The sequence below is a fragment of the Pseudonocardia sp. CA-142604 genome, from assembly GCF_050948475.1.
GTDB classification, from domain to species: Bacteria; Actinomycetota; Actinomycetes; order Mycobacteriales; family Pseudonocardiaceae; genus Pseudonocardia; species Pseudonocardia alaniniphila.
The window spans coordinates 8,552,380-8,574,289 of record NZ_CP192045.1; the positions used below are offsets into that span (position 1 = coordinate 8,552,380).

A 21,910-nucleotide genomic window follows, 5' to 3' on the forward strand; every position below is an offset into this window, starting at 1 on the left:
GGCCGCCGCTGCTACGGGGCACCGGTCAGTGCGGCGCCCTGCTCACTCTCGCTCGCGTCGACACCGGCTCCGGTGTGGAGGTAGACCAGCGAGACAAGGCTGATCAGCGAGATGCCGATGACCCAGATCCCGATGTAGAGGCCGTTGCCGGTGGCGGCGAGCAGAGCCGTGGAAGCGAGGGGGGCGATGACGCCGCCGAGCACGCCGGCCAGTTGCAGGGCCAGGGATGCGCCGCTGTAGCGGACCTGAATCGGGTAGAGCTCGGCGAGCAACGTGGCCTGGGGCCCGTTGGCCACGCCGACGGCGAGGCCGAACAGGGCGAAGGCGATCACTGCGGCGGGCAGCGAGCCGGTGTCGAAGAGCAGGAAGAACGGGATCGCCCAGGCCGCCATGGCCAGCAGACCGCAGACGCTCAGGCGGCGGACTCCGAGGTGTTCGGCAGCGACGGCGGACATGCGGATGCCGAGGATCAGCCCGATTCCGGAGATGCCGGCGAGGATGAGCATGGTGGTGACCGGCAGGCGCAGGACCTGTTGGCCGTAGGGGATGAGATAGACGTAGAGCAACAGCCCCACCGACGGTGAGGCGGTGACGACCAACGTGCCGAGCACGAGTTCGCGGGGGTGGGCACGCAGGAGTTCACCGAGCGGAAACCGGGCGAGGGTGCGGGTTTCGCGGGCGTGGGTGAATGCGGGACTCTCCCGCAGCCGGACGCGGATGATCAGCCCGGTGACGATCAGGGCGGCCGAGAGCAGGAACGGGATGCGCCAGCCCCAGGCCTGGAACTGGTCGGTGGGCAGCAGCGTGGTGAAGGCGAGCAGGATGGCGGTGGCCAGGATGAGTCCGGCGGGGTTTCCCATCTGTGGGAGCGAGCCGTAGACGATGCGGCGCCGGGACGGAGCGTTCTCGACGGCCATGAGAACCGCGCCGCCCCATTCCCCACCGAAGCCGAATCCCTGTACGACTCGGCACGCCACGAGCAGGATCGGGGCGGCGACGCCGATAGTGGCGTAGGTGGGCAGCAATCCGATCACGAAGGTGGCGCCGCCCGCGGTGAGCAGGGAGATCACGAGCAGGCGTTTGCGGCCGATCCGGTCGCCGAAGTGGCCGAACACCAGCGCGCCGATCGGACGGACCAGGAATCCCGCGAGAAATGTGCCGAGCGCAGCCAGGGTGCCTGCGACCGGCGAGAACGACGGGAAGTACTGCGGGCCGAACACCACGCTCGCGGCCAGCCCGTAGAGGAAGAAGTCGTAGTACTCGATGGCCGTGCCGATGAGGCTCGCGGCTGCGGCCCGCCGTGCCTGAGGCGATGGACGTGCCGATTCTCCGGAGCCGAGCGGTTTCCGACGTCCTGGTGCCTGCGCCCGGCCGGCCCCCTCGACTGCATCGGCCATGACAGCCCCCTCCGCGATCGATCGGTGTGAGTGATCCCCCGTGCTCAGCTGCTCAGCGTACTGAGTAACTTTAAGACCGCAAATGCATCATGGCCCGATCCGCCAATTGTCCGGTTACCGTCCAGGACCCCCTTCCTCCCCAGTTCAACGATTTCCGGCAATTCTTACCGAAAGCCGTCGAACGATGAACGGAGTATAAGACCACACCCAGCAAAACCCTTCACCGATCAGGGAATTTCGGCGGAACACCCGTCAGTAGAGCCTGCGGCGCACAGCGGGAAATCTTCCGCGCGTCCGTACATCAGTGCGATCACGATCCCTCGACCGCGGAGGTCCTGGACCAGGATCGAGACTCCAGGACACGTCAGGACGCACGACCACTCGGGTCCGGGCTGGCACCCAGCGGGGGGTTCCTGCCAACCGGTAGAGCGGATGCCTGCAGGCCGTGACGACAGAGGGGTAGGGACAGCGCAGTCTCGTGCAGTGGGCGGCGCCACAGTGATTGCCAACACGATGGCGGATCATCTCGTCACCTCGACCCGTGATCCATTTTCGGTGTCGTTGAACGCAGCACCTTTCGACAAACGAGGGAATGTCCCCTCTAGCAGCACCACAGCCACGTTCGTTCGCCTTTTGTTCACGTCCCGTTAACCTGCTCGTCGTACCGTTCGCCAAACCTCGGCCGCGGTATTGATCCACGAAGGACGCGCCATGTCGACAATCGTCATCGCAGTCGTGATAACCGCACTGATGTTCGATTTCACGAACGGCTTCCACGACACCGCTAATGCGATGGCGACCTCGATCGCGACAGAGGCCCTGCGCCCCAAGGTCGCAGTGATCCTCGCCGGCGTGCTCAACTTCATCGGCGCATTCCTGTCGGTGGAGGTCGCCAAGACGATCTCCAGCGGACTCGTCGACGACACCCAGATCACACCGGTCGTGATCTTCGGCGGCCTGGTCGGCGCCATCTTGTGGAATCTGCTGACCTGGCTGCTCGGCCTGCCGTCCAGCTCGTCTCACGCCCTGTTCGGCGGCCTGATCGGAGCCACCTGGGTGGCGGCCGGATCAAATGCCATTCAGTTTGCGAACGTGATCAGCAAGGTTCTGCTCCCCCTCGTCCTCTCGCCGATCATCGCCGGTGTCATCGCCCTGGCCGGCACCTATTTCGCCTACCGGATCACCCGCCGCGCCAAGGAGAGCACCGTCAAACGTGGATTCCGGGTCTCGCAGATCGTCTCGGCCTCGATGGTCGCACTCGCCCACGGCACCAACGACGCTCAGAAGACGATGGGGGTCATCACGCTCACCCTGATCACCGCCGGATTGTTGCCGTCCAACTCGGGCCCGCCGTTCTGGGTGATCTTCTCGTGTGCCGTCGCGATCGCCGTGGGCACCGCGCTCGGTGGGTGGCGCATCATCCAGACCATGGGCAAGCGGATCAGCGAGATCCAGAGCCCACAGGGGTTCACGGCCGAGACCTCGAGCGCAGCCGTCATCCTCACCTCGGCGCATCTGGGATTCGCGCTCTCCACCACGCAGGTCTGCACCGGCTCGATCTTCGGTGCGGGCGCGGGCCGGAAGCTGGCATCGGTGCAGTGGAGCGTGGCCGGGCGGATGGTGACGGCCTGGGTGATGACACTGCCCGCGGCCGCGATCATGGGGGCCGTCGCCGCATGGGTGGCAGGCAGCGGCACGTTGGGCACGATCGTCGTCGCCGTTGTCGGAATTGCCATCTCCGCCGGTATCTACGCCGCGTCCCGCCTGCGTCCCGTCAACGCCCACAACGTCAACGACGTCCCGGCACCGCAGCCCGCCGCCGCCACCGCCGCATAGCCGGAGGAGCCACCATGCACATCGCCTGGGATTCCATACTGATCGTCTTCGTCGTGTCCTTCGCCGCCGCGGTCGCGGTCGTGGTGCTGGTGTCCTTCGCGCTGATCGCGCTGTCAGCCCGCGAGAGGGCAGGCGCCGGAGAGGCCTCGACCCGGATCGGCGTAGGCGGCAGCACGGCCGTCGCCGGAATCTGCCTCACCGCCGCTTCGGCGATCGTCCTGTACGGGCTCTACCTCATCGTGGCTGCCTGACGGCCCGATGGGGACCTGCAGTTCGGTCACCCACTCGGCGCGGTCGGGCGGGCAGGCGAGCGCGAGCTCACGCGCGTGCTGCGACGTCATGCGGTGACCGTTGGCGTCCAGCCATCGGGCCAGCGCCTGCACGGTGGGCAGGACGTCGTCCGGGGAGCCGCAGTGCACGATGGTGGCGGCGCGGGCGACCCCGGCCAGGTCGACCAGGCTCGCGGCTCCGGCACGGTCGACGTCCGCCGCGACCGGCAGCCCCGCGTGCACCACGACCGCGCCGCTTCCCGGCACGTCCTCGTACCGGGTGACGGCCGGCCCGGCCGTCACCACACCGGCGGCGTCCAGGCAGCTGCGCAGTTCCTCGTAGAGGGCATCGACGACCGGCCGGAGCTCCCGCGGGTCGAAGCTCCCGCTGGCACCGGTCAGCTCCGCCACACGCAGGGCAGGAAGGCTTTTGACGACGACGGCGTCGGTGGGCACGAGGTTCTCACTCTCGATCGTCCGGAGCCTCGCCTCGACCATGGCCAGCCGGGCAGCCGCCTCGGCCACGGCCGTCTCGAGCTCCGCCCGTCGCAGCCGCAGCATCCCGCGCAGCTCCTCCGCGCTCAGGGCGTCGTGCACGATCGATCCGATCTGGTGGAGCCCGAAGCCGAGCTCCTTCAGCGCGACGATGCGGTTGAGCTGCGTGAGCTGTGCGGCCTGGTAGTAGCGGTAGCTGCTGGCCGGATCGACGTACGCGGGACGCAGCAACCCGATGGCGTCGTAGTGACGCAACATGCGGACCGACACCCGGCCGTGCTCGGCGAAGTCTCCGATGGTGAACATGACGGCTCCGAGTAGAGGGCCTCACACGGTGGGAGGGTCAAGCTCCGGTTCAGCTGCCGCTGCGCCTGCGTGGATGCGTCTGCAGGGCCGCGACCAAGTCCTCACGGGCCCGCGCGACGCGCGACCGGATCGTGCCGATCGGGCAGCCGCACACCTCCGCGGCCTCGGCATAGCTCAGATCGAGCACCTGGGTCAGCACGAAGGCCTCCCGGCGGTCGGGATCCAGCGCGGCCACCAGGATGCGGAGCAGGATCTCGCCCTCGGCGGGGCCACGCACCACCATCGGGTTGTCGCCCAGCGCCTCCCACATCTCGATCCCGTCGGTCCGCGGGCGGCGCCGCGCGCGGCGCACCGCGTCGGCTGCGGCCCTGCGGGCGATCGACAGGAGCCAGGCGCGGGCAGGCGCCTCTCCGGCGAAGCGGTGCAGCGATCCGAGCGCTCGCAGGTACGTCTCCTGACGCAGGTCCTCGGCATCGGCCGGGCCACTCAGATGGCTCAGGAAGCGATGTACGTCCCGCTGGGTGGCACGGATGAACGCCGCGAGTGCGTCGGCGTCGCCCTGTCCGGCCGCCAGCGCCCACGCGGTGATCTCGCTGTCGTCCGCCCGATCCGCCACGCCTCGCACCGTAGATGGCGAGTCTCACGGGAACCACGCGGCCCTCGGCAGCGACCATTGACTGCATGGGAACGGATTGGCGATCGGGCGGCCAGGAATCCGACCTCGATTGCCGGCAGTGCCGCGAGGTGGTCTCGGCCCGGCTCGACGGGGAGGATCCGCCCGACGGCGCCGCCGGAGCCGAGCGAGCGGAAGCGCACCTGGCGACCTGCGCTGCGTGCCGCACGTTCGTCGACGATGCCGCACACATCACGCGGCTGGCGCGCACCCGGCCGGTGGAGGAGGTCGTCGACCTCACACCCGCGCTGCTCGACGCGTGGACGGACGTGGCGCCCCTGCGGGAGCAAGCGGCCGCGGAGCGCAGACGCCATGCCCGCAGACGACGACGGGCCATCGACGGTGTCCGCGCCGGGCTGGGTCTGGTCGCCCTCGGGCAGCTCAGCCTCGCCGGGGCGAGCATCGTCGCCACCGGGAGTGACGAGACCCACGTCGCGATGCCCGGCATGGGACTGAGCGGCGCCAGCGCAGCCCACTTCTCCCACGAGAGCGCGGCCTGGAACCTCGCACTCGGTGTCGCGTTCGGCTGGGTGGCGCTGGGCCGGTTCCGGCCCAGCGCGGGGCTCGTTCCCATGATCGCCGCGTTCGTCGGCGTACTCACCGCGTTGAGCGTTCCGGACCTCGTCGCCGGCCGCGTGGACCCGAGCCGGCTGGTCGGGCACGGCGTCGTCGTGATCGGGCTGGTGCTGCTGCTCGTGTTCAAGGTCCTCCACCGCGACGACGGCGGCAGAACCACCGGCGCAGGCGGCGAAGCAGATCGCGCCGCCGCCCCCGGCCACCTCTTCGGATCGTTCATCCCCGTTCGCGGGCCCGGCGGTCGCGGCGGGCAAGGCCTGGAACCGACGGGTCGGCGCGCGGCATGACAGACGTGTCGAATCCCACTGAGCGGCCCGACCGCTCCCTCTGGTCGTCCGGCGAGCCCGTTGTCGGTTGGTTGCTCACCGTGGGTCGCCTCGTCGTCGGCGGCGTGTGGATAGCCGCAGGTGTGGCAAAGGTGACGGACCTGGACGCTTCGGTACGGGCTGTGCGCGCGTATCGGCTGCTGCCCGAGATCGCCGCGCAGGTGATCGGCGCGGGTCTCCCGCTCGTGGAGATCCTGCTCGGCGTCCTGCTCGTCGTGGGCGTCGGCATCCGGGCGTCGGCAGTCGTATCGTCGGTACTGATGGCGGCGTTCGTCGTCGGGATCGCCTCCGCATGGGCGCGGGGGCTCCGGATCGACTGCGGATGCTTCGGTTCGGGCGGCGAGCTCGCCGCCGGCGCAGACCCCACCTACGGCTGGGAACTCGCACGCGACGGCGCGCTCCTGCTCGTCTCGCTCTTGCTCGTGATCCGGCCACGGAGCCGGATCGCCCTCGACGGGCTGCTCACGGCCCGGAAGGAGACCGCCTGATGCCATCGGGCAGCGCGAGCCGGCGCAACCGCCCGGCGCGCGGGAGCGTGGCTGCCGCACGCCGCGGGCCGTCCACCGGAATCATCATCGCCGTCGTCGTGCTCGTCCTGTTCGCGGGCGCCGTCGGGTTCGGCATCTACCGCACCCAGCGCGGCTCCGGCGACGTCCCGGTCCCGGCAGGCGGGACGAGCACCAGCCTCACCGTCGGGCAGGCGAGCGCTCCCGCGACGATCGACATCTACCTCGACTTCCAGTGCCCGGTCTGCAAGCAGTACGAGACCCAGACCGGCCCCACGATCGACAAACTCGTCGCAGCGGGGCAGGCCAAGGTGGTCTACCACCCCGTGGCCTTCCTGGACCGCTTCTCCTCCACCCAGTACTCGAGTCGCTCGTCCGCGGCGTCCGCCTGCGCGGCCGACGCGAAGGTGTTCCCGCAGTACCTCACGCTCCTCTACGCCAACCAGCCACCCGAGAACGGCAACGGCCTTCCCGAGAGCCAACTGGTCTCGCTCGGGCAGCAGGCAGGGGCGGGAGGCGACTTCGCGCAGTGCGTGCAGGACAACCACTACGCGAACTGGACGAAGTCGGTCACCGACGACGCCTCCAGAGCCGGGGTCAACGGCACGCCGACCATCAAGGTCAACGGCACGGACGTGGGCATGAGCACCGACGCGCTAACGGCTGCGGTGGCGGCGGCTCAGCGCTGAGCTGAACCGGGCAGGTCACGCGAGCACCGCATCCGTGTCATGCAGAACCGGCCCCCCGTGAACAAGCCGAACAACCCGCTGTCGGTGAGGAGCGCCGCGGTGACATGGATTCGGGTTCGCCGAGGCGCCCCTGACTGGTCGGCTGGCGGGCTGTGCTGCCGCTCGCGCGACCCGGGATTCCGCCGGAGCCGCGTCCCCCGGCGCTCAGGGCGCTCGGCCCAGCGGGACGGCCGTGGCGCGCACCGTCCACCGATCGCCGCCACCACGGATGTCGGTGAGCGTCATCGGCCCCAGGTCGATCCGCCAGAACGCCGCGGCCGGAGCGCCCAGCACCGTGACGACCGCGGCCCGCACCACGGCAGGCGCGCACACGGCGAGCGTGTGCCCCGACGGCAGGCCCGCCATCCACTGCTGGACGCGGGCCAGGAGCGCCGTCAGCGCCTCTCCTCCGTGCGGCGCGGCGTCCGGGTCCGCCAGCCACGCGGCGACGTCGTCGGGGCGCTTCGCGGCCACGTCGTCGAGCGTGCGGCCGGACCACGACGCCAGGTCCCAGTCACGTAGCAGCGGATCCACCGAGCCGTCGAGACCGAGGATGGAACAGGTCTCACCGCAGGCCCGTTCCGGCCCGTGGCACACCCGGTCGGAGCGTGGCAAGTGCCCCCGCCCCGCCTCGGCCCAGACCACGCCGCGCCCGTCGAGCGGCTCGTCGCCGGGGAACGCGGCAGCCGCCGTGGCGGTGGTGGGGGCCGAGGTGACGAACGTGGCACGCCGGCTCAACGCACGCCCTCGCTGCGCTCGGCCGGCGCTTCGCGGAGGCGCTGTATCCATGACTCGCTCGCACGCTCACTCACCGCACACCCTCGCCGCGCTCGACCGGCACTTCGCAGAGGCGCTGTATCCATGACTCGCTCGCACGCTCACTCACCGCACACCCTCGCCGCGCTCGGCCGGCACTTCGCAGAGGCGCTGTATCCATGACTCGCTCGCACACTCACTCACCGCACACCCTCGCCGCGCTCGACCGGCACTTCGCGGAGGCGCTGCATCCACGACCCGCTCGCACACTCACTCACCGCACACCCTCGCCGCGCTCGACCGGCACTTCGCAGAGGCCCTGCATCCACGACCCGCTCGCACACTCACTCATGGCCTCCACGTCTTGACACCTCGCAACGACGGCAGAACACTCACCTGATCAGTTCATCAGATGTGCAAATGATCGCCAAGGAGGAGCACCCATGACGCAGGCCGCCGCCGAACGCCCGTCGATCACCGGTGTCGTCCCCGCGCCGATCCCGCTGCGCGAGATCGCCCCGTGGGCGCTGTTCGGTGGGGTGATCCTCTTGGCCCTGCTCTACCTCGTCGGCCTCGACCAGGGAGCGACGTCGGTGTTCCCCGGCGAGATGCTGCACGAGTTCGTCCACGACGGCCGGCATCTGCTCGGCTTCCCCTGCCACTGATCGGCAGGCGGCAATGGTGAGGTCACTGCTGGTCCGCGGGATGCTGGCCGGCCTGGTCGCCGGACTGATCGCGTTCTTCTTCGCCCGGGTGTTCGGCGAGCCGGCTCTCGAGGGCGGCCTCGCGTTCGAGGAGAGCGCCGCCCACGCGGCGGGCGAGCACGGCGGCGAGGAACTGGTAAGCCGGGGTGTGCAGAGCAACATCGGACTCGCGGTGGCCTACCTGATCTACGGCGTCGCCGTCGGCGGCATCCTCGCGCTGGTCTACGCCACCGCCCAGGGCCGGCTCGGCCTGCTGGGCGCACGCGGCACGGCTGTGGTCGTGGCGCTCGTCGGGTTCGTCTCCGCGGTGCTGGTGCCGTTCCTCAAGTACCCGTTCAACCCGCCCGCCTCCACGCTCCCGGAAACCATCGGCGTGCGCACCGGACTCTTCGTCGTCCTGCTCGTGGTGTCGGTGGCCCTCGCAGCAGCCGCGGTGGCACTGGCTCGCCGACTCGCCCCCACCCTCGGCTGGTGGAACGCCGTGCTCGTCGCAGCAGGCGCGTACGTGGTGTTGGTGGGCGTGGTCGCCTCCCTGATGCCGACCTTCGTCGAAACCCCGCCGGACTTCCCCGCCACCGCGCTCTACGGGTTCCGCGTCGCCTCGCTGGGCGGGCACGTCGTGCTCTGGACGGCATTGGCACTCGTGTTCGCAGAACTGGTCCACCGCGCCACACAACCGGCCACCCGCGCGGCGTCGGCAATCCACTGAGCCGGGGGCGCGGGCCCTCACGATCATCGCTTCGGGGCACCCAGCCGCACCGGCAGCGGCTGTGGGTCCCGAAACGGTGATCACGACCTGAGGCGGAACTCCAGGCCTCCGGTCGAGACCGGCACACCTCCCGGCCACACACCCGGCGCCGCCCGCGACCCTTCATGATCACCGGTTGGGGACGCTCAGCCGTGCCAACGGCGGCTCCCGACCCCGAAACGATGATCATGGACGCACCACGCCGCCTCCGAAGGAGGCCGGACCCCGCGGCGGCGACGCAACCACCGCCGATGCCACCGGGAGCCCCACGAGTGGATCCAGTCACGCCGCGCCCGCTCCCACCTGCGGATCCCGACTACACGTCCACGCGGATCGCCCGCCCCGGCGACTCATGATCACCGATCGGGGACGCTCAGCCGTACCAGCAGCGGCTCCCGACCCCAAACAATGATCGTGGACGCACCACGCCGCCTCCGAAGGAGGCCGGACCGCGCGGCGGCGACCACCGCCGCCGGTGCCACCGGGTGCCCCACGAGTGGATCCAGTCACGCCGCGCCCGCTCCCACCTGCGGATCCCACACCCCCGGCTACACGTCCACACGGATCGCCCGCCCCGGCGACTCATGATCACCATTTGGGGACGCTCAGCCGTACCAGCAGCGGCTCCCGACCCCGAAACAATGATCATGGACGCACCACGCCGCCTCCGAAGGAGGCCGGACCGCTCGGCGGCGACGCAACCACCGCCGCTGCCGCCAGGTGCCCCACGAGTGGATCCAGTCACGCCGCGCCCGCTCCCACCTGCGGATCCCACACCCCCGGCTACACGTCCACACGGATCGCCCGCCCCGGCGACTCATGATCACCATTTGGGGACGCTCAGCCCTACCAGCAGCGGCTCCCGACCCCGAAACGGTGATCACGACTCGCGCCGCTCGCAGGCCCACCCCGCGACCACGCTCCGGGGTTCGGCGCCGCTTCCAGCAAGCCAAGGGCACGCCCCCAGTAGCCCGACAGCCTCATGATCACCAGTTGGGAACGCCCACCGCGCCAGCAACGGCCGCAGGTCCCGAAACAGTGATCATGACTGCACCGCGCCGCCTCCGAAGGAGGTCTGACCCCGCGCGGCGGCGACCACCGCCACCACGTGCCCCACGCGTGGAGCCAGTTGCGCCGCGCCCGCACCCACCTGCGGATCCGACCCCCCGACTACACGTCCACACATGGGATCGCCCACCCGGGCGGGCCAGCCCTCATGATCACCGGTTGGGGACGCCCAACCGCGCCAGCAACGGCTCCCGACCCCGAAACAATGATCATGACCCGCGTGGCCCACCTCGCGACCACGCTCCGGGGCCCGGTGCCGATTCCGGCACACCAAGGGCACGCCCCCGGTAGCCCGATTACCTCGTGATCATCGATTAGGGGACGCTCAGCCGTACCCGCAGCTGCAGGCGCCGAAAAGATGATCATAACCCGTACCGTCCGGTTGCCCATCCCGCGACCACGCTCGGGGGCCTGGCGCCGCATCCGGCAAGCCAAGGGCACGCCCCCAGTAGCCCGACAACCTCATGATCACCGGTTGGGAACGCGCAGCCGTGCCTGCAACGGCCGCAGGTGCCGAAACGGTGATCACGACTGCACCACGCGCGCCCGAGCACGAGCGGGCTCGAGGCCGCGACCGCCACCCCGGGGGGCCACCCCGGGTGCCCGCGCGTGGAGCCAGTTGCGCCGCGCCGACGCCCACCTGCGAATCCGACCCCTGACTACCCGGCCCACACATGGATCGCCCACCCGGGCGGGCCAGCCCTCATGATCACCGGTTGGGGACGCCCAACCGCGCCGGCAACGGCTCCCGACCCCGAAACGATGATCATGACCCACGCAGCTCGCCGGCCACCCTGCGACCACGCCTTGGGATCCGGCGTCGCTTCCGGTAAGCCGGTCACTCACCCTGGCGGCCCGATCACCTCATGATCGTCACTTGGGGACCTACAACCCCACGATCAGCGGCTGCACACACCTGAACGACGATCAAGACCCGTAGGGACCCACCCTCCTGGGCCACGGTCGGGACCGGCCATCTCGACGGCCTCCGAGTCTCCAGCAGCCTGGACCAACCCAGCCGTCAACCGACAAGCACAGAACTCGACGCTCCCCGCGCCGGCTCGCGTCGGAAGGCACCTGTCCTCGGTCCTCGCACCCACCGCAGAGCGCGCGGAGCCCGCCGCCATGCGACGAGCCCCGCACCCGATCCGATGTCGAGCTGCCAGAACGATCACCGGAGTGCAGTCGATGCTCCCACCAACCCGCCCGTGTTGCAAGTTACTGGCAACTACGTAGCGGTGGCGATGGGGTCGGCGAGCGCGGACGGGACCTTTCGGATGAACCAGAAATACTGTGTATCAAGTCGAAGACCGCCCAAATTCATCAGCCATCCGCAGTGGGATTGCAATCACCAACTACTTGCAGAAGTGTGGAGGCTGGTCGTAACTTCGGCCCCGACGAGCACGGTCCATCCTGGAACCGCGCTCGTGACTCCCCACGCCCCCGTGTCCGGAAAGGCCGGCATGACAATTGAAGGCGTCTCCCCCGCGACGTCGCGCTGGTCACGCATCAGCGGCGCACTGAATCGTCAAGATCGCCGCTCCGTGCTGGGAATGGGCGGTTTCATCGTACTGCTGCACGTCATCGGCTTCGGGGTGCTGTTCGCATTCGTGGTTCCCGCCCGCTTCGATCTGGGCGAGTCGGGGATCTACACGGTCGGCATCGGCGTCCTGGCCTACACCTTCGGCCTCCGGCACGCCTTCGACGCCGACCACATCGCGGCCGTCGACAACACCACCCGCAAGCTGCTGACGGATCGAGTGGACGGGGAGCGCCACCCGCTCTCCGTCGGTTTCTGGTTCTCCCTCGGCCACTCCACGATCGTGTTCCTCCTGACGTTCCTCCTCTCGGTCGGCGTCAGGGCGCTCGCCGGGCAGGTGGAGGACGACTCCTCCGAGCTGCATTCGATCACCGGGATCATCGGCGCCTCCGTCTCCGGAGTGTTCCTGTGGGTCATCGGCGTCATCAACCTCGTCGTCCTCGCCGGCATCGTCGCGATCTTCCGGCGGATGCGCCGCGGCGACTTCGACGAGCGTGAGCTCGAGGAGCAGCTCAACAACCGTGGCCTCATGAACCGGTTCCTCGGGGGCCTGACCAGGTCGATCACCAAGCCGTGGCAGATCTATCCCGTGGGCGTGCTGTTCGGGCTCGGATTCGACACCGCGACCGAAGTCGGCCTGCTGGTGCTGGCCGGTGGGGCTGCGGCGTTCAACTTGCCCTTCTACGCGATTCTGGTGCTGCCGATCCTGTTCGCCGGGGGAATGTGCCTGATGGACACCGTGGACGGCATCTTCATGAACTTCGCCTACGGCTGGGCGTTCGCCAAACCGGTCCGCAAGGTGTTCTACAACATCACGATCACCGCGATCTCGGTGGCGGTCGCGCTCATCATCGGAACGATCGAGCTGGTGTCGGTAATCGTGGACCAGGCTGGAATCAGCTCCGGTCCGCTCGCCGCGATCGCATCCATTCCCCTCGACTACGCCGGCTACGGCATCGTCGCGCTGTTCTTCATCTCGTGGCTGGTGGCGCTGGCGGTGTGGCGGCTCGGCCGGGTCGAGGAGAAGTGGTCCACCCACCTTCGCGACGCCGCGTGAGCGAACGTCGATACGCCTAGCGCGACCGGGCCGCCCGCTCGCCGGCCGCGGACCGTTGCTCCTCGGTTCGCGGTCGCGGCGTGCGGACGAGCGTGAACACCACGGCCGCGCCCACGAAGGCGACGACTCCCGCCACCGCGTAGCTCGTGTTCAATGCGGCCGCGACCGACGGGCTCGGGCCGGTGATGCCGCCGGGCGCCAGCGCCGAGAACACGGCCCCGAGAAGCGCAACCCCGATCGCAAGGCCGAGTTGGCGGGCCGAGTTCAGGGCACCGCCCGCCATACCGGCCCGCTCGTGCGGCACCGCTCCCATCACCGCCGACGACAGCGGCGGCAGCGACAGGCCCGCGCCCAGTCCGATGCACACCATCCCGGGGATCAGCACGGTTGCCGTGGAATCGGGATGCACCCGCGCCTGCAGGAAGGCGCCCACGGCGATGAACAGCAGACCCAGCGACACCGAGTAGCGCGGTGCGATCGCGTGTCCGAACTTCCCCATGAGGAGGGGCACCACGAAGGACACGAGGCTCATCGGCATGAACACGAGGCCGGTCGCGACCGGGCCGAGGCCCAAACTGCTCTGCATCCACAGGGACACGTACGGAAACATCGCCCACGCCCCGGCCGACAGCAGGGCCGCGCCGGTGACCAGGCCGACGAACGTCCGGTTGCGGAACAGGGCGAGGTCCAGCATCGGCGCGGCCACGCGGTGCTCGACTGCGATGAAGGCCCCCAACGCCACCGCGGCGAGCACCAGTGGCGCCCAGACCTGCGGATCGGCCCAGGACACCTCGCTGCTGCGGATCAGACCGTAGGTCAGCCCCGCTGCCGTCACCGTGAATGCGGCGAGGCCCGGCAGATCGAGCCGGCGGTAGCGCGAGCCGTGGTCCTGGGCGATGGTGCGCCAGGTGATCACGATGGCCACGACGGCGACCGGCACGTTGACCGCGAAGATCCATTCCCAGCCGAAGTGTTGGGTCAGCAACCCGCCGATGATCGGGCCCGCCGCCGCGGCCGCTCCGTTGACGGCACCCCAGACGCCGAACGCGACTGCGCGGTCCCGGCCCTGGTAGGCGGTGCTGAGCAGGGCGAGGTTGGCCGCGAACATCGCCGCCGCCCCGACACCCTGTACAGCCCTGCCCGTGATCAGCAACGCCGTCGAGGGCGCCAGGGCACAGCCCAGCGACGCCAGCCCGAATATCGTGAGCCCGGCGATGTACACGCGGCGATGCCCCAGCCGGTCGCCGAGCGCGCCGATGCCGAGCAGACACGCGGCCAGGGTCAGTGCGTAGATGTCCACGACCCACTGCAGCTCGCCGAACGACGCACCGAGGTCCGCCGTCATGTCCGGCAACGCGACATTCACGATCGTGACGTCGATCAGCAGCATGAACGCGCCGAGACCGACCGCGGTCAGAGGCCACCAGTTGCGCATGCCGTACTCCCGTTGCTGGTGCCGAGGAAACGAGGTCGTCTTACCCGCCTCCGGCGACAACGCAGCCCAGACCGCGCCTCGCGGCGTTGCCGTCGGCCCCGATACAACAGCGGTATCGGCGCCTCCTCCGCGTTGCGATACCCCGGGTGCGGGTGTCCCGCAGGGACACTGCACCTGGGTCACCGGATCCGGGCAAGGAACCTCGCTTCCGCGACACTAGGTCCGGCTGACAGCGCCGGCCCCCCAACTCTGCGCCGGGAACGGCGCTGACGGGACCTCGGATCCGCCGATTGGACGGACACCACATTCGGGAGACCCGCAGCGGACGGGCCCTCCGGAGCGTCAGCGGGAGAGTCGGACGAGATCGGCGATGATCTCCTCGACGGCGCCGACCGCAAGGGACAGGTGCCCCTCGTCCGGAAGCAGGTGCGGCTCGGCGCCGGCCACGTGCTCGGCAAGCCACTCGCCGTGGGCGTAGGGCACCATCCGGTCCTGACCGCCCTGCCACACCGCGACCGGCACCTGGCCGTCGTCGAGCCGGAAGCCCCAGTCCGTCACGAAGGCGAGATCGTCGTCGCGCCAGCCCGCCGTACCGGTTTGCAGCGCCGTCCGGAACGACTCCGCCAGGTAGTCGGCGAACTCGCCCGTGAGCTGGGCCCGGTCGACGTCGGAGACCAGGTCGCCGAAGGCGGCAGCCATGTCGCCTGCCTGCACGTTGGCCAGAGCGGCGCTCTGCGTGTCGAGATAGCTCGTGAGCGCCGCCTTGCCCTCGAGCGCCGCGCCGAACTCCTCGAGGTTCTCGACGCCCATGCCGCTCATGAAATCCAGGCCGTCGGCCCCGTAGGGCGCGACTCCGCCGATCAGGGCTGCCGCACCGCACCGGTCCGGCAACAACTTCGCGCAGGCCAGTGCGTGCGGGCCGCCACCCGACCAGCCCACCGTCAGGAAGCGCTCGGCGCCCAGTGCGTCCAGCAGCGCAGCGACGTCACCGGCGGCGTCGGCCACCGTGCGCCCCGGCCGCGGGCTCGACCCCGCGTACCCGGGGCGGGAGTACATCACCATTCGGAGCCCGTGCTTCGCCGACGACTCCCGCCACGGCCCGAAGACCAGGGCCGCCGAGGGTGTGCCGTGGTGCAGCACCAACGGCGTGCCGTCCTCAGGCCCCGTGACGACGTACTCCAGGCTCCGGCCGTCGGCCAGATCGAGTGAGGTCATGATCTACAGCACTACCACCGCGCGACGCCTCACGGAGCCGTCACCGCCCCACGCGATCACCCGTCCCAACCGGGCCGGACCAGACCGCTCTCGTAGGCCATGACGACGACCTGGGCGCGATCGCGTGCCCCGAGCTTGGTCATGGCCCGGCTGACGTGGGTCTTCGCCGTGGTCGGGCTGAGGAACAGGACCTCGGCGATCTCGTCGTTGGTGCGCCCTGCGGCGACGTGTGTGACGACCTCGCGCTCCCGCTGCGTGAGGCTCGCGATGAGCGCGGCCAGCCTGCGATCGGTGCGCGTGGGACGGGCGCGTGCAGCGAACTCCGCGATCAGTGTGCGGGTGACGGCCGGCGCGAGCAGCGCCTCCCCGCCGTGCACGACCCGGATCGCCTGCACCAGCTCCGCGGGCTCGCTGTCCTTCACGAGGAAGCCGCTGGCGCCGAAGCGGATCGCGTCGAACACGTAGGAGTCGTCGGTGAAGGTGGTCAGCACGATCACCCTGGTTGCTCCGAGCCCCGGGTCGCCCGTGATCTCCCGGGTGGCGGTCAGGCCGTCGTGGCCGGGCATCCGGATGTCCATCAGCACGACGTCGGGACGCAGCTTGCGCGCCTGCGCGACGGCCACCGCGCCGTCCTCGGCTTCGCCGACCACCTCGACGTCACGTTGCGCATCCAGCAACGCGCGGAAGCCCGAACGCACCAGTGCCTGGTCGTCGGCCAGCAGCACCCTGATCATCGTCCCACCCCCGTGTCCCGCCCCGCCGGCGCCGGCAGGTGCGCCCGCACCCGGAACCCACCCTCCGGGCGGGGCCCGATCTCGCTCGACCCGCCCAGTGCCTGCGCACGCTCCCGCATCCCGGCCACTCCGTTGCCGCCGCCGTCCTCGCCCACCCACGTCTGCCCGGACCCGTCGTCCTCGACCTGCACGGTCAGCCCGTCGGCGGCGTACCGCAGCAGCACGGTCGCGGTGGCCGGGCCGGCGTGGCGGCGGGTGTTGGTCAGTGCTTCCTGCACGATCCGGTAGGCGGCACGGTCCACCGCGGGCGGAAGATCGACCACGTCGCCCTGCACCCGCATCTCCACGGGCAGGCCCGCGCTACGGACGTCCGCCACGAGCGCGTCGAGATCCGCGATCCCCGGCACCGGGTGGTGCGGAGGTTCGGTGTCGACGCCGCGGAGCACGCCGAGGGTTGCCCGCATCTCGCGCAGGAGGTCGCGGCTGGACTGCTTGATCGCCGTCAAGGCCGAGCGGGCCTGCTCGGGGTCGTCGTCCATCAGGTAGAGGGCGACCCCGGCCTGCACGTTGATCAGCGACACGTGGTGACCGAGCACGTCGTGCAGTTCCTGCGCGATGCGGAGCCGCTCGTCACTGCGCCTGCGCAGTGCGGCCTGCTCCTGAGCTGCCGCTGCCTGCACGAGCCGTTCCCGCCGGGCCCGTAACCCCTCGCAGGCTGCGATCACCGCGGCCAGCACCGCGACCCATGCCGCCGCGCCGGCGAGCGGGAGCGCACCCGGGTTGCGCAGCATGTGCACCGCGACGAGCACCAGCACCGCCGCCGCGGTCGTCAGGTAGGCCACCCACCGGTGCCCGGCGAGCACCGCGGAGCAGAGGGCAACCAGCGGGGCCAGGAACACCGGGCCGAACGGGAAACCGGCGGCCAGGTACGCGGTGACCACCACGACGGTCGCGATCAGCACCGCGGGCGGGAACCGCCTGCGCGCCACGAGCGCCACCGGACCGGCCACCAGCAGCGCGACGCCGAGCGCGTCGAGCGGGCGTGCGGTGGACTGGCCCAGCGCCGCGAACCGGGTGCCGATGAGGGTGATCACCAGGATCAGCGCGGCGGAGGCCGGCACCCACACCGTGGCGGACCAGTGCCACGGCCTCGACGTGAACGACACCGGGCAAACGTAGCCATCGGGACCCACCACGGCGTCCTTCGTCGAGACGACGTTCCCGTACTCCCGCTGCGGTACCGGAGCTCAGGGCTCGGGGCGCACCACGGTTCGGGCCAGCGTCGTGGGTGCGCGTGTGCAGAAGCTCTCCGTGAGCAGTTCCGCGATCTCGTCCCAGTCGGGGCTCTCGTCGAGCACCATGCCGACGACGTCCGGCCCCCACGGCGGACCGAAGAACGGATGGCCCGTGCGACGCAGCACCTCGAGCTCGGGCCCGCCGGACCAGAAGGTGAGCACGGTGCTCGGACCGTCGGTCCCCGCCGCGCGGGCGTAGGCCGGTGGCCATCCCGCCTCGATCGTGACCACGTGGGCGAAGGTCTGCCGGCGGACCCGCCAGCGCACACCGGCCCACGCCGCCTCTTCGCTGGTCTCCGGCAGGGCGAGGCAGACAGCCCGCAGCCGCGTGAGGATCTCGGACGGGACGTCCGCGCCTGCGTTCACGAGTCCCCCTTCGTCAGGCCGCCCCACCCTGCCAGGGCCTCCGGGATGTCGTCATGGGCCCGGCGCCGCCGGCACGTCAGACGGATCGGCGAATCCGGCCCCACGGCTTGGCGACGGCGAGCACCGTGGCCGTGACGAGCAGGGTGATCGACACGGCCGGCGGGAAGACCAGCGTGTCCAGGCCCTCCACGGCGTCCGGGCCACCAGTGGCACCGCGGGCGGCCGCCTCGTCGAGTCCACCGCGCAGGACGAGCGCGACGAGCACCACGAGGACCAGATTGATCACCAGCTTGACCGCGACCCACCAGTACCGCAGCAGCCCGTAGTGGGTGCCCAGCCCCAGCGCGATCCCGGTGAGGAGGCTGACCAGGCCGGCGATGAGCACCGGCCAGAACAGCAGCGGCAGCACCTGCAGGCACAGCGCCGCTGCGGCCGGGTCGGCCGACAGCGCGGTGAACACCAGTACGCCGAGAACGACGTCGATCCCGATCCATGCCCCCGAGGCCACGATGTGCGCCACCAGCAGCGCGCGCCGCGTCCCACGGCCGACCCGCGCCCGTGGACGGGTCCTCGTCGCTGTCGTCACCGCCGCTCCTTCCGCGTCCGCCCCCACGGCTTGTCGACCGAGATCAGGGTGGCCGCGGCGAGCAGCAGCAGGTGCCCCGCCGAACCGGTGACCACCAGCCATGCCGTGGGCCCACCCGGGTCGTCGGCTGCCGCCGCGGCGCGCTCGACCCACCCGTTCGTGATCCCGACGGCGGACACGATCACGACCAGCGTGAGCACGGTCTTCACGACGACCCACCAGTGCCGGACCAGCCCCCACGGAGTGACGAGGGAGAGCACCAGGCCGGAGATCAGAGTCGCGATCGCCATTCCCGCGATGGTGCGCGTGCCGACGTAGCCCATCAGCGTGTATGCGGCGCCGGCGAGGCCGGGCTCCCGGGTGAGCGCGGCGCTGAGGCCGAGGGTCAGCATCGCGCAGGCCAGCCCGAGCCAGCCGACGCCGACGGCCACGTGCGCGGCGCGCAGCACCCGGCGACGCCGTCCGGTCAGACGGACGCGAGCGCGGGAGACCGGCGCCCGCCCCGCGGGAGTGATGGTCGGTGCGGCCATGGAGGCATCGTGCGGTTCCGGACGCCCGCAGTCGTCCCGTCCTGGTCGGCGATGCGGCTGCGCCCGAGGGAGTAGTCGGGCCGCCCGCGCGTACTCCCGTGGGTCAGCCGCCGGTACCGACCTGGGCGTGCACCGGGATCGGGCAACTCATGCAGCCCGGTGCACCAATTCGCTCACTGACATCGGGCGGGTCGCGCAGCCAGGTCGGGCAGTTCGCGCACCGAAACAGGGCGACCCGCGCAACTCAGCCGGGCAACTCGCGCACCAAGACAGGGCGACCCGCGCAACTCAGCCGGGCAACTCGCACGCCAGGACCGGGCGGCTCACGCACTCGAAAAGGGCGACTCGCGCACCGAAACAGGGCGACTCGCGCAACCCGGCCGAGCAAGTCGCCTCCCTCGACCGGGCGACTCGCGCACTGAAATAAGGCGATTCGCGCGCAGGAATTGGGCGCCTCGCGCAATCCCGGCCGACGACTTGCGCCCTGGGCTGGGCGACTCACGCGCCGGAACGGGCGAGGCGTTCCTGGAGCCCCCTCACCTCGGCGGCCGAGGTCGAGCGGTTCGGCGCTGAGTTGTGCGCCTCTCCGACTCGCGGGGTTGCTACTGCGTTCGGTCTGCGGCGATCTCGTCCTGGATCCAGCTCTGGAGTACGTCGGAACGGGCCGTGGTCTCATCGGACTCGTGGGGGCACGGGGGTCCGCCGATCTCGGTGGCCACCAGTTGGTACGACCCGCCTTTGCCCTCGCTGAAGTAGGGCGCACCGGAGTCGTAGGAGCACGCGGTGGTCAACGGGCTGGGGCTGCTCCCCTTCATGAACACCTCGGTGTCGGACACCCGGGACACGGTGAACACGCCGGTCTGCTTGTAGTCGGGCCGGGTCGTCACGTCGCCGTCGGCGTCGGTCGCTCCCCATCCGACCAGCCGGACGATGTCGCCGGGGGCCGGTGCGCTCCCGCTGATCTGGAGGGGCTCCACGTTCTGTACCCGCTTCGCGAGCCGGGCGAGCGCGACGTCGGCGTGCTCGTTCTGCACGACGTCGACGACATCGAGCGTGGTTCCGTTGTCGCCTGACAAGGTGTCCTGTCCCACCGTGGCTGCCACGGAGTAGCGGGGTGGTCCGCTGACACGGTTGCGATCACCGTCGTGGAAGCAGTGGCCCGCCGTGATTATCCACTGTGGAGCGATCAGGGCACCCGAACAAGCGCTGGCGTACGAGGTGCCGTTGGATTGCACGATCTTCGGCATCGACAGCGAGACCGAGAACGGGTAGGCCCCGTTCGGCACCTCCTCCCCGTGGGAAATCGCGTCCGCCGGGCCCGCCATGGTCACCGCACCGACGGCCGACGCGAGCAGTGCCAGTCCGATGGTGCGTGCCATGGAGGCACGCGAGCTCAACCACATGATCGTTCCTCACGTATCGCCGGGAAGGGGAGCAGGTCAGCGGTTCGGAGAGGCGAGCCGCGGGCCTAGACGGTGGTTGCGACGTCGTTCGTGACGCCCAGGAGTGCCTTGCCGTAGACCTCGTAGCTGATGCCGGGCAGGAGCGACGCGTGCCGCGCGGCGACGTTCGCGTCCTGCCAGATCCGCTGCAGCGCGCTGGCGTCGGCGAAGCCGCCGGAACCGTGCACGTTGAGCAGCATGTTGATCGCCTCGACCACCTGGCTCGCTGCCAGGCTCATGTCAGCCCGCATCCGCGCCCGCGCCGGGAACGCGGGCTGCTCCCCGCGTGCGGCGTATTCCTCGATGTCGTCGGCCGCTCGCCGCGCGTGCAGGTGCGCGGTGTCGATCCGTAGCGCGGCTTCGGCGAGCTGCATCTGGAACCCGGCGGATTCGGCCTGCCGGGTGAACACGGTGCCGAACATTCCCTTCGTGCCCGCGGCGTCCCGCACGTGATCGAGTGCCGCACGCCCCATCCCCAGAACCGGGCCGAGAAGCGCCATCCTGAGCATCGGGGACCAGGACGAGCGGTAGGGCACCTCGTCCTCGTATTCGGTGGGGTAGTCGCCCTCGGCCAATCTCGCCCGCGACAGCACGCGGTGCGCCGGCACGAACACGTCCTCTGCGGTGACGGTGTTGCTTCCCGTGGCCCGCATCCCGGCCATGAACCACGTGTCCGAGACCGAGTAGTCCTTCGCGGGGACGAGGGCGATCCGGCCCTCGACGATCTCGCCCTTCTCGTCGACGAGATTGAAACCCAGCAGCGCCCACTGCGCGTGGAGCGAGCCGGAGACGTAGGACCAGCGCCCGGACAGCCGCACTCCGCCCTCCGCGGCGACGCCGCTGCCGGCCGGCGCGACGGAGCCGCAGATGCGTGCCTCCGGGTCGGCCCCGAACACTTCGTCCTGCGTGCGGCCGGGACACAGGGCCACGATCCAGCCGCAGACATTGGCCAGTGACACCACCCAGCCCGCCGCGCCGTCGCCGTGCGCCACCGCCGCAGCCACCTCGAGCAGCGTGCGAATACCGGCCTCGTGACCCCCGTACCGCTCGGGCAACGTCACCTTGAACAGGCCGGCTTCCGCGAGAGCGCTGATGCCGGCATCGGTGATGCGACGTTCGGCTGCTCCCTGCGCGGCGTTGCTCGAAAGCAGCGGTCGGAGAGCTTCCGCGCAGGACACGAGTCCGGAACGGTCACTCATCGACGACTCCGCTGTTTCCGGCACACCATATCAACCGGCCCATCCCTCACAAAATCGTCGCGCGCCGATCTCCTATCAGCAGACTAACAGGAGATCGGCGGCGCAATTCTGCCACCTATTGTC

20 protein-coding genes are annotated in these 21,910 nt (G+C 70.3%); 7 read left to right on the top strand and 13 right to left on the bottom strand.

All coding sequences use genetic code 11. The features are described 5' to 3' along the window. Positions 1–11 precede the first annotated feature (11 nt). A complete protein-coding gene (locus tag ACQPZQ_RS38730) occupies positions 12–1,397 on the bottom strand; it encodes an MFS transporter (protein ID WP_433289384.1) in 1,386 nt (461 codons plus the stop codon). 711 nt (positions 1,398–2,108) lie between these two features. Here ACQPZQ_RS38730 and ACQPZQ_RS38735 point away from each other — a divergent pair. Then, positions 2,109–3,233 carry an anion permease gene (locus ACQPZQ_RS38735; protein ID WP_433289386.1) on the top strand — a complete coding sequence of 375 codons (1,125 nt, stop codon included), beginning with the start codon at positions 2,109–2,111 and terminating at the stop codon, positions 3,231–3,233. A 113-nt stretch (positions 3,234–3,346) separates the two neighbouring features. Here the strand turns inward: ACQPZQ_RS38735 and ACQPZQ_RS38740 are convergent, their stop codons facing one another. After that, positions 3,347–4,303, bottom strand: coding sequence for a MerR family transcriptional regulator (locus tag ACQPZQ_RS38740; RefSeq protein WP_433289388.1), 957 nt, complete (start codon positions 4,301–4,303; stop codon positions 3,347–3,349). A 49-nt stretch (positions 4,304–4,352) separates the two neighbouring features. Further along, positions 4,353–4,919, bottom strand: a complete 567-nt coding sequence (locus tag ACQPZQ_RS38745; protein ID WP_433289391.1) for a sigma-70 family RNA polymerase sigma factor — start codon at positions 4,917–4,919, stop codon at positions 4,353–4,355. A 65-nt stretch (positions 4,920–4,984) separates the two neighbouring features. Here ACQPZQ_RS38745 and ACQPZQ_RS38750 point away from each other — a divergent pair, with 65 nt between their 5' ends. The 3 genes from ACQPZQ_RS38750 to ACQPZQ_RS38760 are packed head-to-tail and all read left to right on the top strand — an operon-like array spanning position 4,985 to position 7,073. Beyond that, complete coding sequence (locus ACQPZQ_RS38750; protein WP_433289393.1) at positions 4,985–5,839, top strand: zf-HC2 domain-containing protein; 855 nt, start codon at positions 4,985–4,987, stop codon at positions 5,837–5,839. Between the two features lie 5 nt (positions 5,840–5,844). Further along, complete coding sequence (locus ACQPZQ_RS38755) at positions 5,845–6,366, top strand: MauE/DoxX family redox-associated membrane protein (RefSeq protein ID WP_433289395.1); 522 nt, start codon at positions 5,845–5,847, stop codon at positions 6,364–6,366. Next, entirely contained in the window at positions 6,366–7,073 is a 708-nt protein-coding gene (locus ACQPZQ_RS38760; protein WP_433289397.1) for a DsbA family protein, read from the top strand. Before ACQPZQ_RS38755 ends, ACQPZQ_RS38760 begins: the two co-directional genes overlap by 1 nt. Before the next feature lie 204 nt (positions 7,074–7,277). Here ACQPZQ_RS38760 and ACQPZQ_RS38765 read toward each other — a convergent pair whose 3' ends face one another. Beyond that, entirely contained in the window at positions 7,278–7,850 is a 573-nt protein-coding gene (locus ACQPZQ_RS38765) for a histidine phosphatase family protein (protein WP_433289399.1), read from the bottom strand. A gap of 461 nt (positions 7,851–8,311) precedes the next feature. Here ACQPZQ_RS38765 and ACQPZQ_RS38770 point away from each other — a divergent pair, with 461 nt between their 5' ends. The 3 genes from ACQPZQ_RS38770 to ACQPZQ_RS38780 all read left to right on the top strand — a co-directional run bounded on the left by ACQPZQ_RS38770 (position 8,312) and on the right by ACQPZQ_RS38780 (position 12,985). Further along, entirely contained in the window at positions 8,312–8,533 is a 222-nt protein-coding gene (locus ACQPZQ_RS38770) for a CbtB domain-containing protein (protein WP_433289401.1), read from the top strand. Positions 8,534–8,546: 13 nt separating this feature from the next. Further along, a complete protein-coding gene (locus tag ACQPZQ_RS38775; RefSeq protein ID WP_433289403.1) occupies positions 8,547–9,281 on the top strand; it encodes a CbtA family protein in 735 nt (244 codons plus the stop codon). A gap of 2,660 nt (positions 9,282–11,941) precedes the next feature. Beyond that, complete coding sequence (locus ACQPZQ_RS38780; protein WP_433299575.1) at positions 11,942–12,985, top strand: HoxN/HupN/NixA family nickel/cobalt transporter; 1,044 nt, start codon at positions 11,942–11,944, stop codon at positions 12,983–12,985. Between the two features lie 16 nt (positions 12,986–13,001). Here the strand turns inward: ACQPZQ_RS38780 and ACQPZQ_RS38785 are convergent, their stop codons facing one another. The 9 genes from ACQPZQ_RS38785 to ACQPZQ_RS38825 form a co-directional block, all read right to left on the bottom strand. Next, entirely contained in the window at positions 13,002–14,420 is a 1,419-nt protein-coding gene (locus ACQPZQ_RS38785) for an MFS transporter (protein WP_433289405.1), read from the bottom strand. Between the two features lie 342 nt (positions 14,421–14,762). Beyond that, complete coding sequence (locus ACQPZQ_RS38790) at positions 14,763–15,635, bottom strand: alpha/beta fold hydrolase (RefSeq protein WP_433289407.1); 873 nt, start codon at positions 15,633–15,635, stop codon at positions 14,763–14,765. Between the two features lie 56 nt (positions 15,636–15,691). Next, on the bottom strand, positions 15,692–16,369 hold the full coding sequence (locus tag ACQPZQ_RS38795) for a response regulator (RefSeq protein WP_433289408.1): 678 nt from the start codon (positions 16,367–16,369) through the stop codon (positions 15,692–15,694). Then, complete coding sequence (locus ACQPZQ_RS38800) at positions 16,366–17,535, bottom strand: sensor histidine kinase (RefSeq protein WP_433289410.1); 1,170 nt, start codon at positions 17,533–17,535, stop codon at positions 16,366–16,368. Before ACQPZQ_RS38800 ends, ACQPZQ_RS38795 begins: the two co-directional genes overlap by 4 nt. Positions 17,536–17,616: 81 nt before the next feature. Further along, complete coding sequence (locus ACQPZQ_RS38805; RefSeq protein WP_433289412.1) at positions 17,617–18,030, bottom strand: MmcQ/YjbR family DNA-binding protein; 414 nt, start codon at positions 18,028–18,030, stop codon at positions 17,617–17,619. Between the two features lie 76 nt (positions 18,031–18,106). Continuing rightward, a complete protein-coding gene (locus ACQPZQ_RS38810; protein WP_433289414.1) occupies positions 18,107–18,616 on the bottom strand; it encodes a hypothetical protein in 510 nt (169 codons plus the stop codon). After that, complete coding sequence (locus tag ACQPZQ_RS38815) at positions 18,613–19,146, bottom strand: hypothetical protein (protein WP_433289416.1); 534 nt, start codon at positions 19,144–19,146, stop codon at positions 18,613–18,615. The genes ACQPZQ_RS38810 and ACQPZQ_RS38815 overlap by 4 nt, the downstream gene beginning before the upstream one ends. 602 nt (positions 19,147–19,748) lie before the next feature. Then, positions 19,749–20,525, bottom strand: coding sequence for a S1 family peptidase (locus ACQPZQ_RS38820; protein ID WP_433289418.1), 777 nt, complete (start codon positions 20,523–20,525; stop codon positions 19,749–19,751). 89 nt (positions 20,526–20,614) lie between these two features. Next, positions 20,615–21,787 (bottom strand): acyl-CoA dehydrogenase family protein, encoded by a 1,173-nt coding sequence (locus ACQPZQ_RS38825; protein WP_433289420.1) that lies wholly within the window; start codon positions 21,785–21,787, stop codon positions 20,615–20,617. Between the last annotated feature and the right edge of the window lie 123 nt (positions 21,788–21,910).

What these genes read in the sequence shown, in the direction of transcription:
- ACQPZQ_RS38790 (WP_433289407.1), bottom strand. Translation starts at nt 15,635, where the DNA reads ATGACCTCACTCGATCTGGCCGACGGCCGGAGCCTGGAGTACGTCGTC.
- ACQPZQ_RS38770 (WP_433289401.1), top strand. Translation starts at nt 8,312, where the DNA reads ATGACGCAGGCCGCCGCCGAACGCCCGTCGATCACCGGTGTCGTCCCC.
- ACQPZQ_RS38815 (WP_433289416.1), bottom strand. Translation starts at nt 19,146, where the DNA reads ATGGCCGCACCGACCATCACTCCCGCGGGGCGGGCGCCGGTCTCCCGC.
- ACQPZQ_RS38820 (WP_433289418.1), bottom strand. Translation starts at nt 20,525, where the DNA reads ATGGCACGCACCATCGGACTGGCACTGCTCGCGTCGGCCGTCGGTGCG.
- ACQPZQ_RS38740 (WP_433289388.1), bottom strand. Translation starts at nt 4,303, where the DNA reads ATGTTCACCATCGGAGACTTCGCCGAGCACGGCCGGGTGTCGGTCCGC.
- ACQPZQ_RS38750 (WP_433289393.1), top strand. Translation starts at nt 4,985, where the DNA reads ATGGGAACGGATTGGCGATCGGGCGGCCAGGAATCCGACCTCGATTGC.
- ACQPZQ_RS38735 (WP_433289386.1), top strand. Translation starts at nt 2,109, where the DNA reads ATGTCGACAATCGTCATCGCAGTCGTGATAACCGCACTGATGTTCGAT.
- ACQPZQ_RS38760 (WP_433289397.1), top strand. Translation starts at nt 6,366, where the DNA reads ATGCCATCGGGCAGCGCGAGCCGGCGCAACCGCCCGGCGCGCGGGAGC.
- ACQPZQ_RS38775 (WP_433289403.1), top strand. Translation starts at nt 8,547, where the DNA reads ATGGTGAGGTCACTGCTGGTCCGCGGGATGCTGGCCGGCCTGGTCGCC.
- ACQPZQ_RS38825 (WP_433289420.1), bottom strand. Translation starts at nt 21,787, where the DNA reads ATGAGTGACCGTTCCGGACTCGTGTCCTGCGCGGAAGCTCTCCGACCG.
- ACQPZQ_RS38730 (WP_433289384.1), bottom strand. Translation starts at nt 1,397, where the DNA reads ATGGCCGATGCAGTCGAGGGGGCCGGCCGGGCGCAGGCACCAGGACGT.
- ACQPZQ_RS38780 (WP_433299575.1), top strand. Translation starts at nt 11,942, where the DNA reads ATGGGCGGTTTCATCGTACTGCTGCACGTCATCGGCTTCGGGGTGCTG.
- ACQPZQ_RS38785 (WP_433289405.1), bottom strand. Translation starts at nt 14,420, where the DNA reads ATGCGCAACTGGTGGCCTCTGACCGCGGTCGGTCTCGGCGCGTTCATG.
- ACQPZQ_RS38795 (WP_433289408.1), bottom strand. Translation starts at nt 16,369, where the DNA reads ATGATCAGGGTGCTGCTGGCCGACGACCAGGCACTGGTGCGTTCGGGC.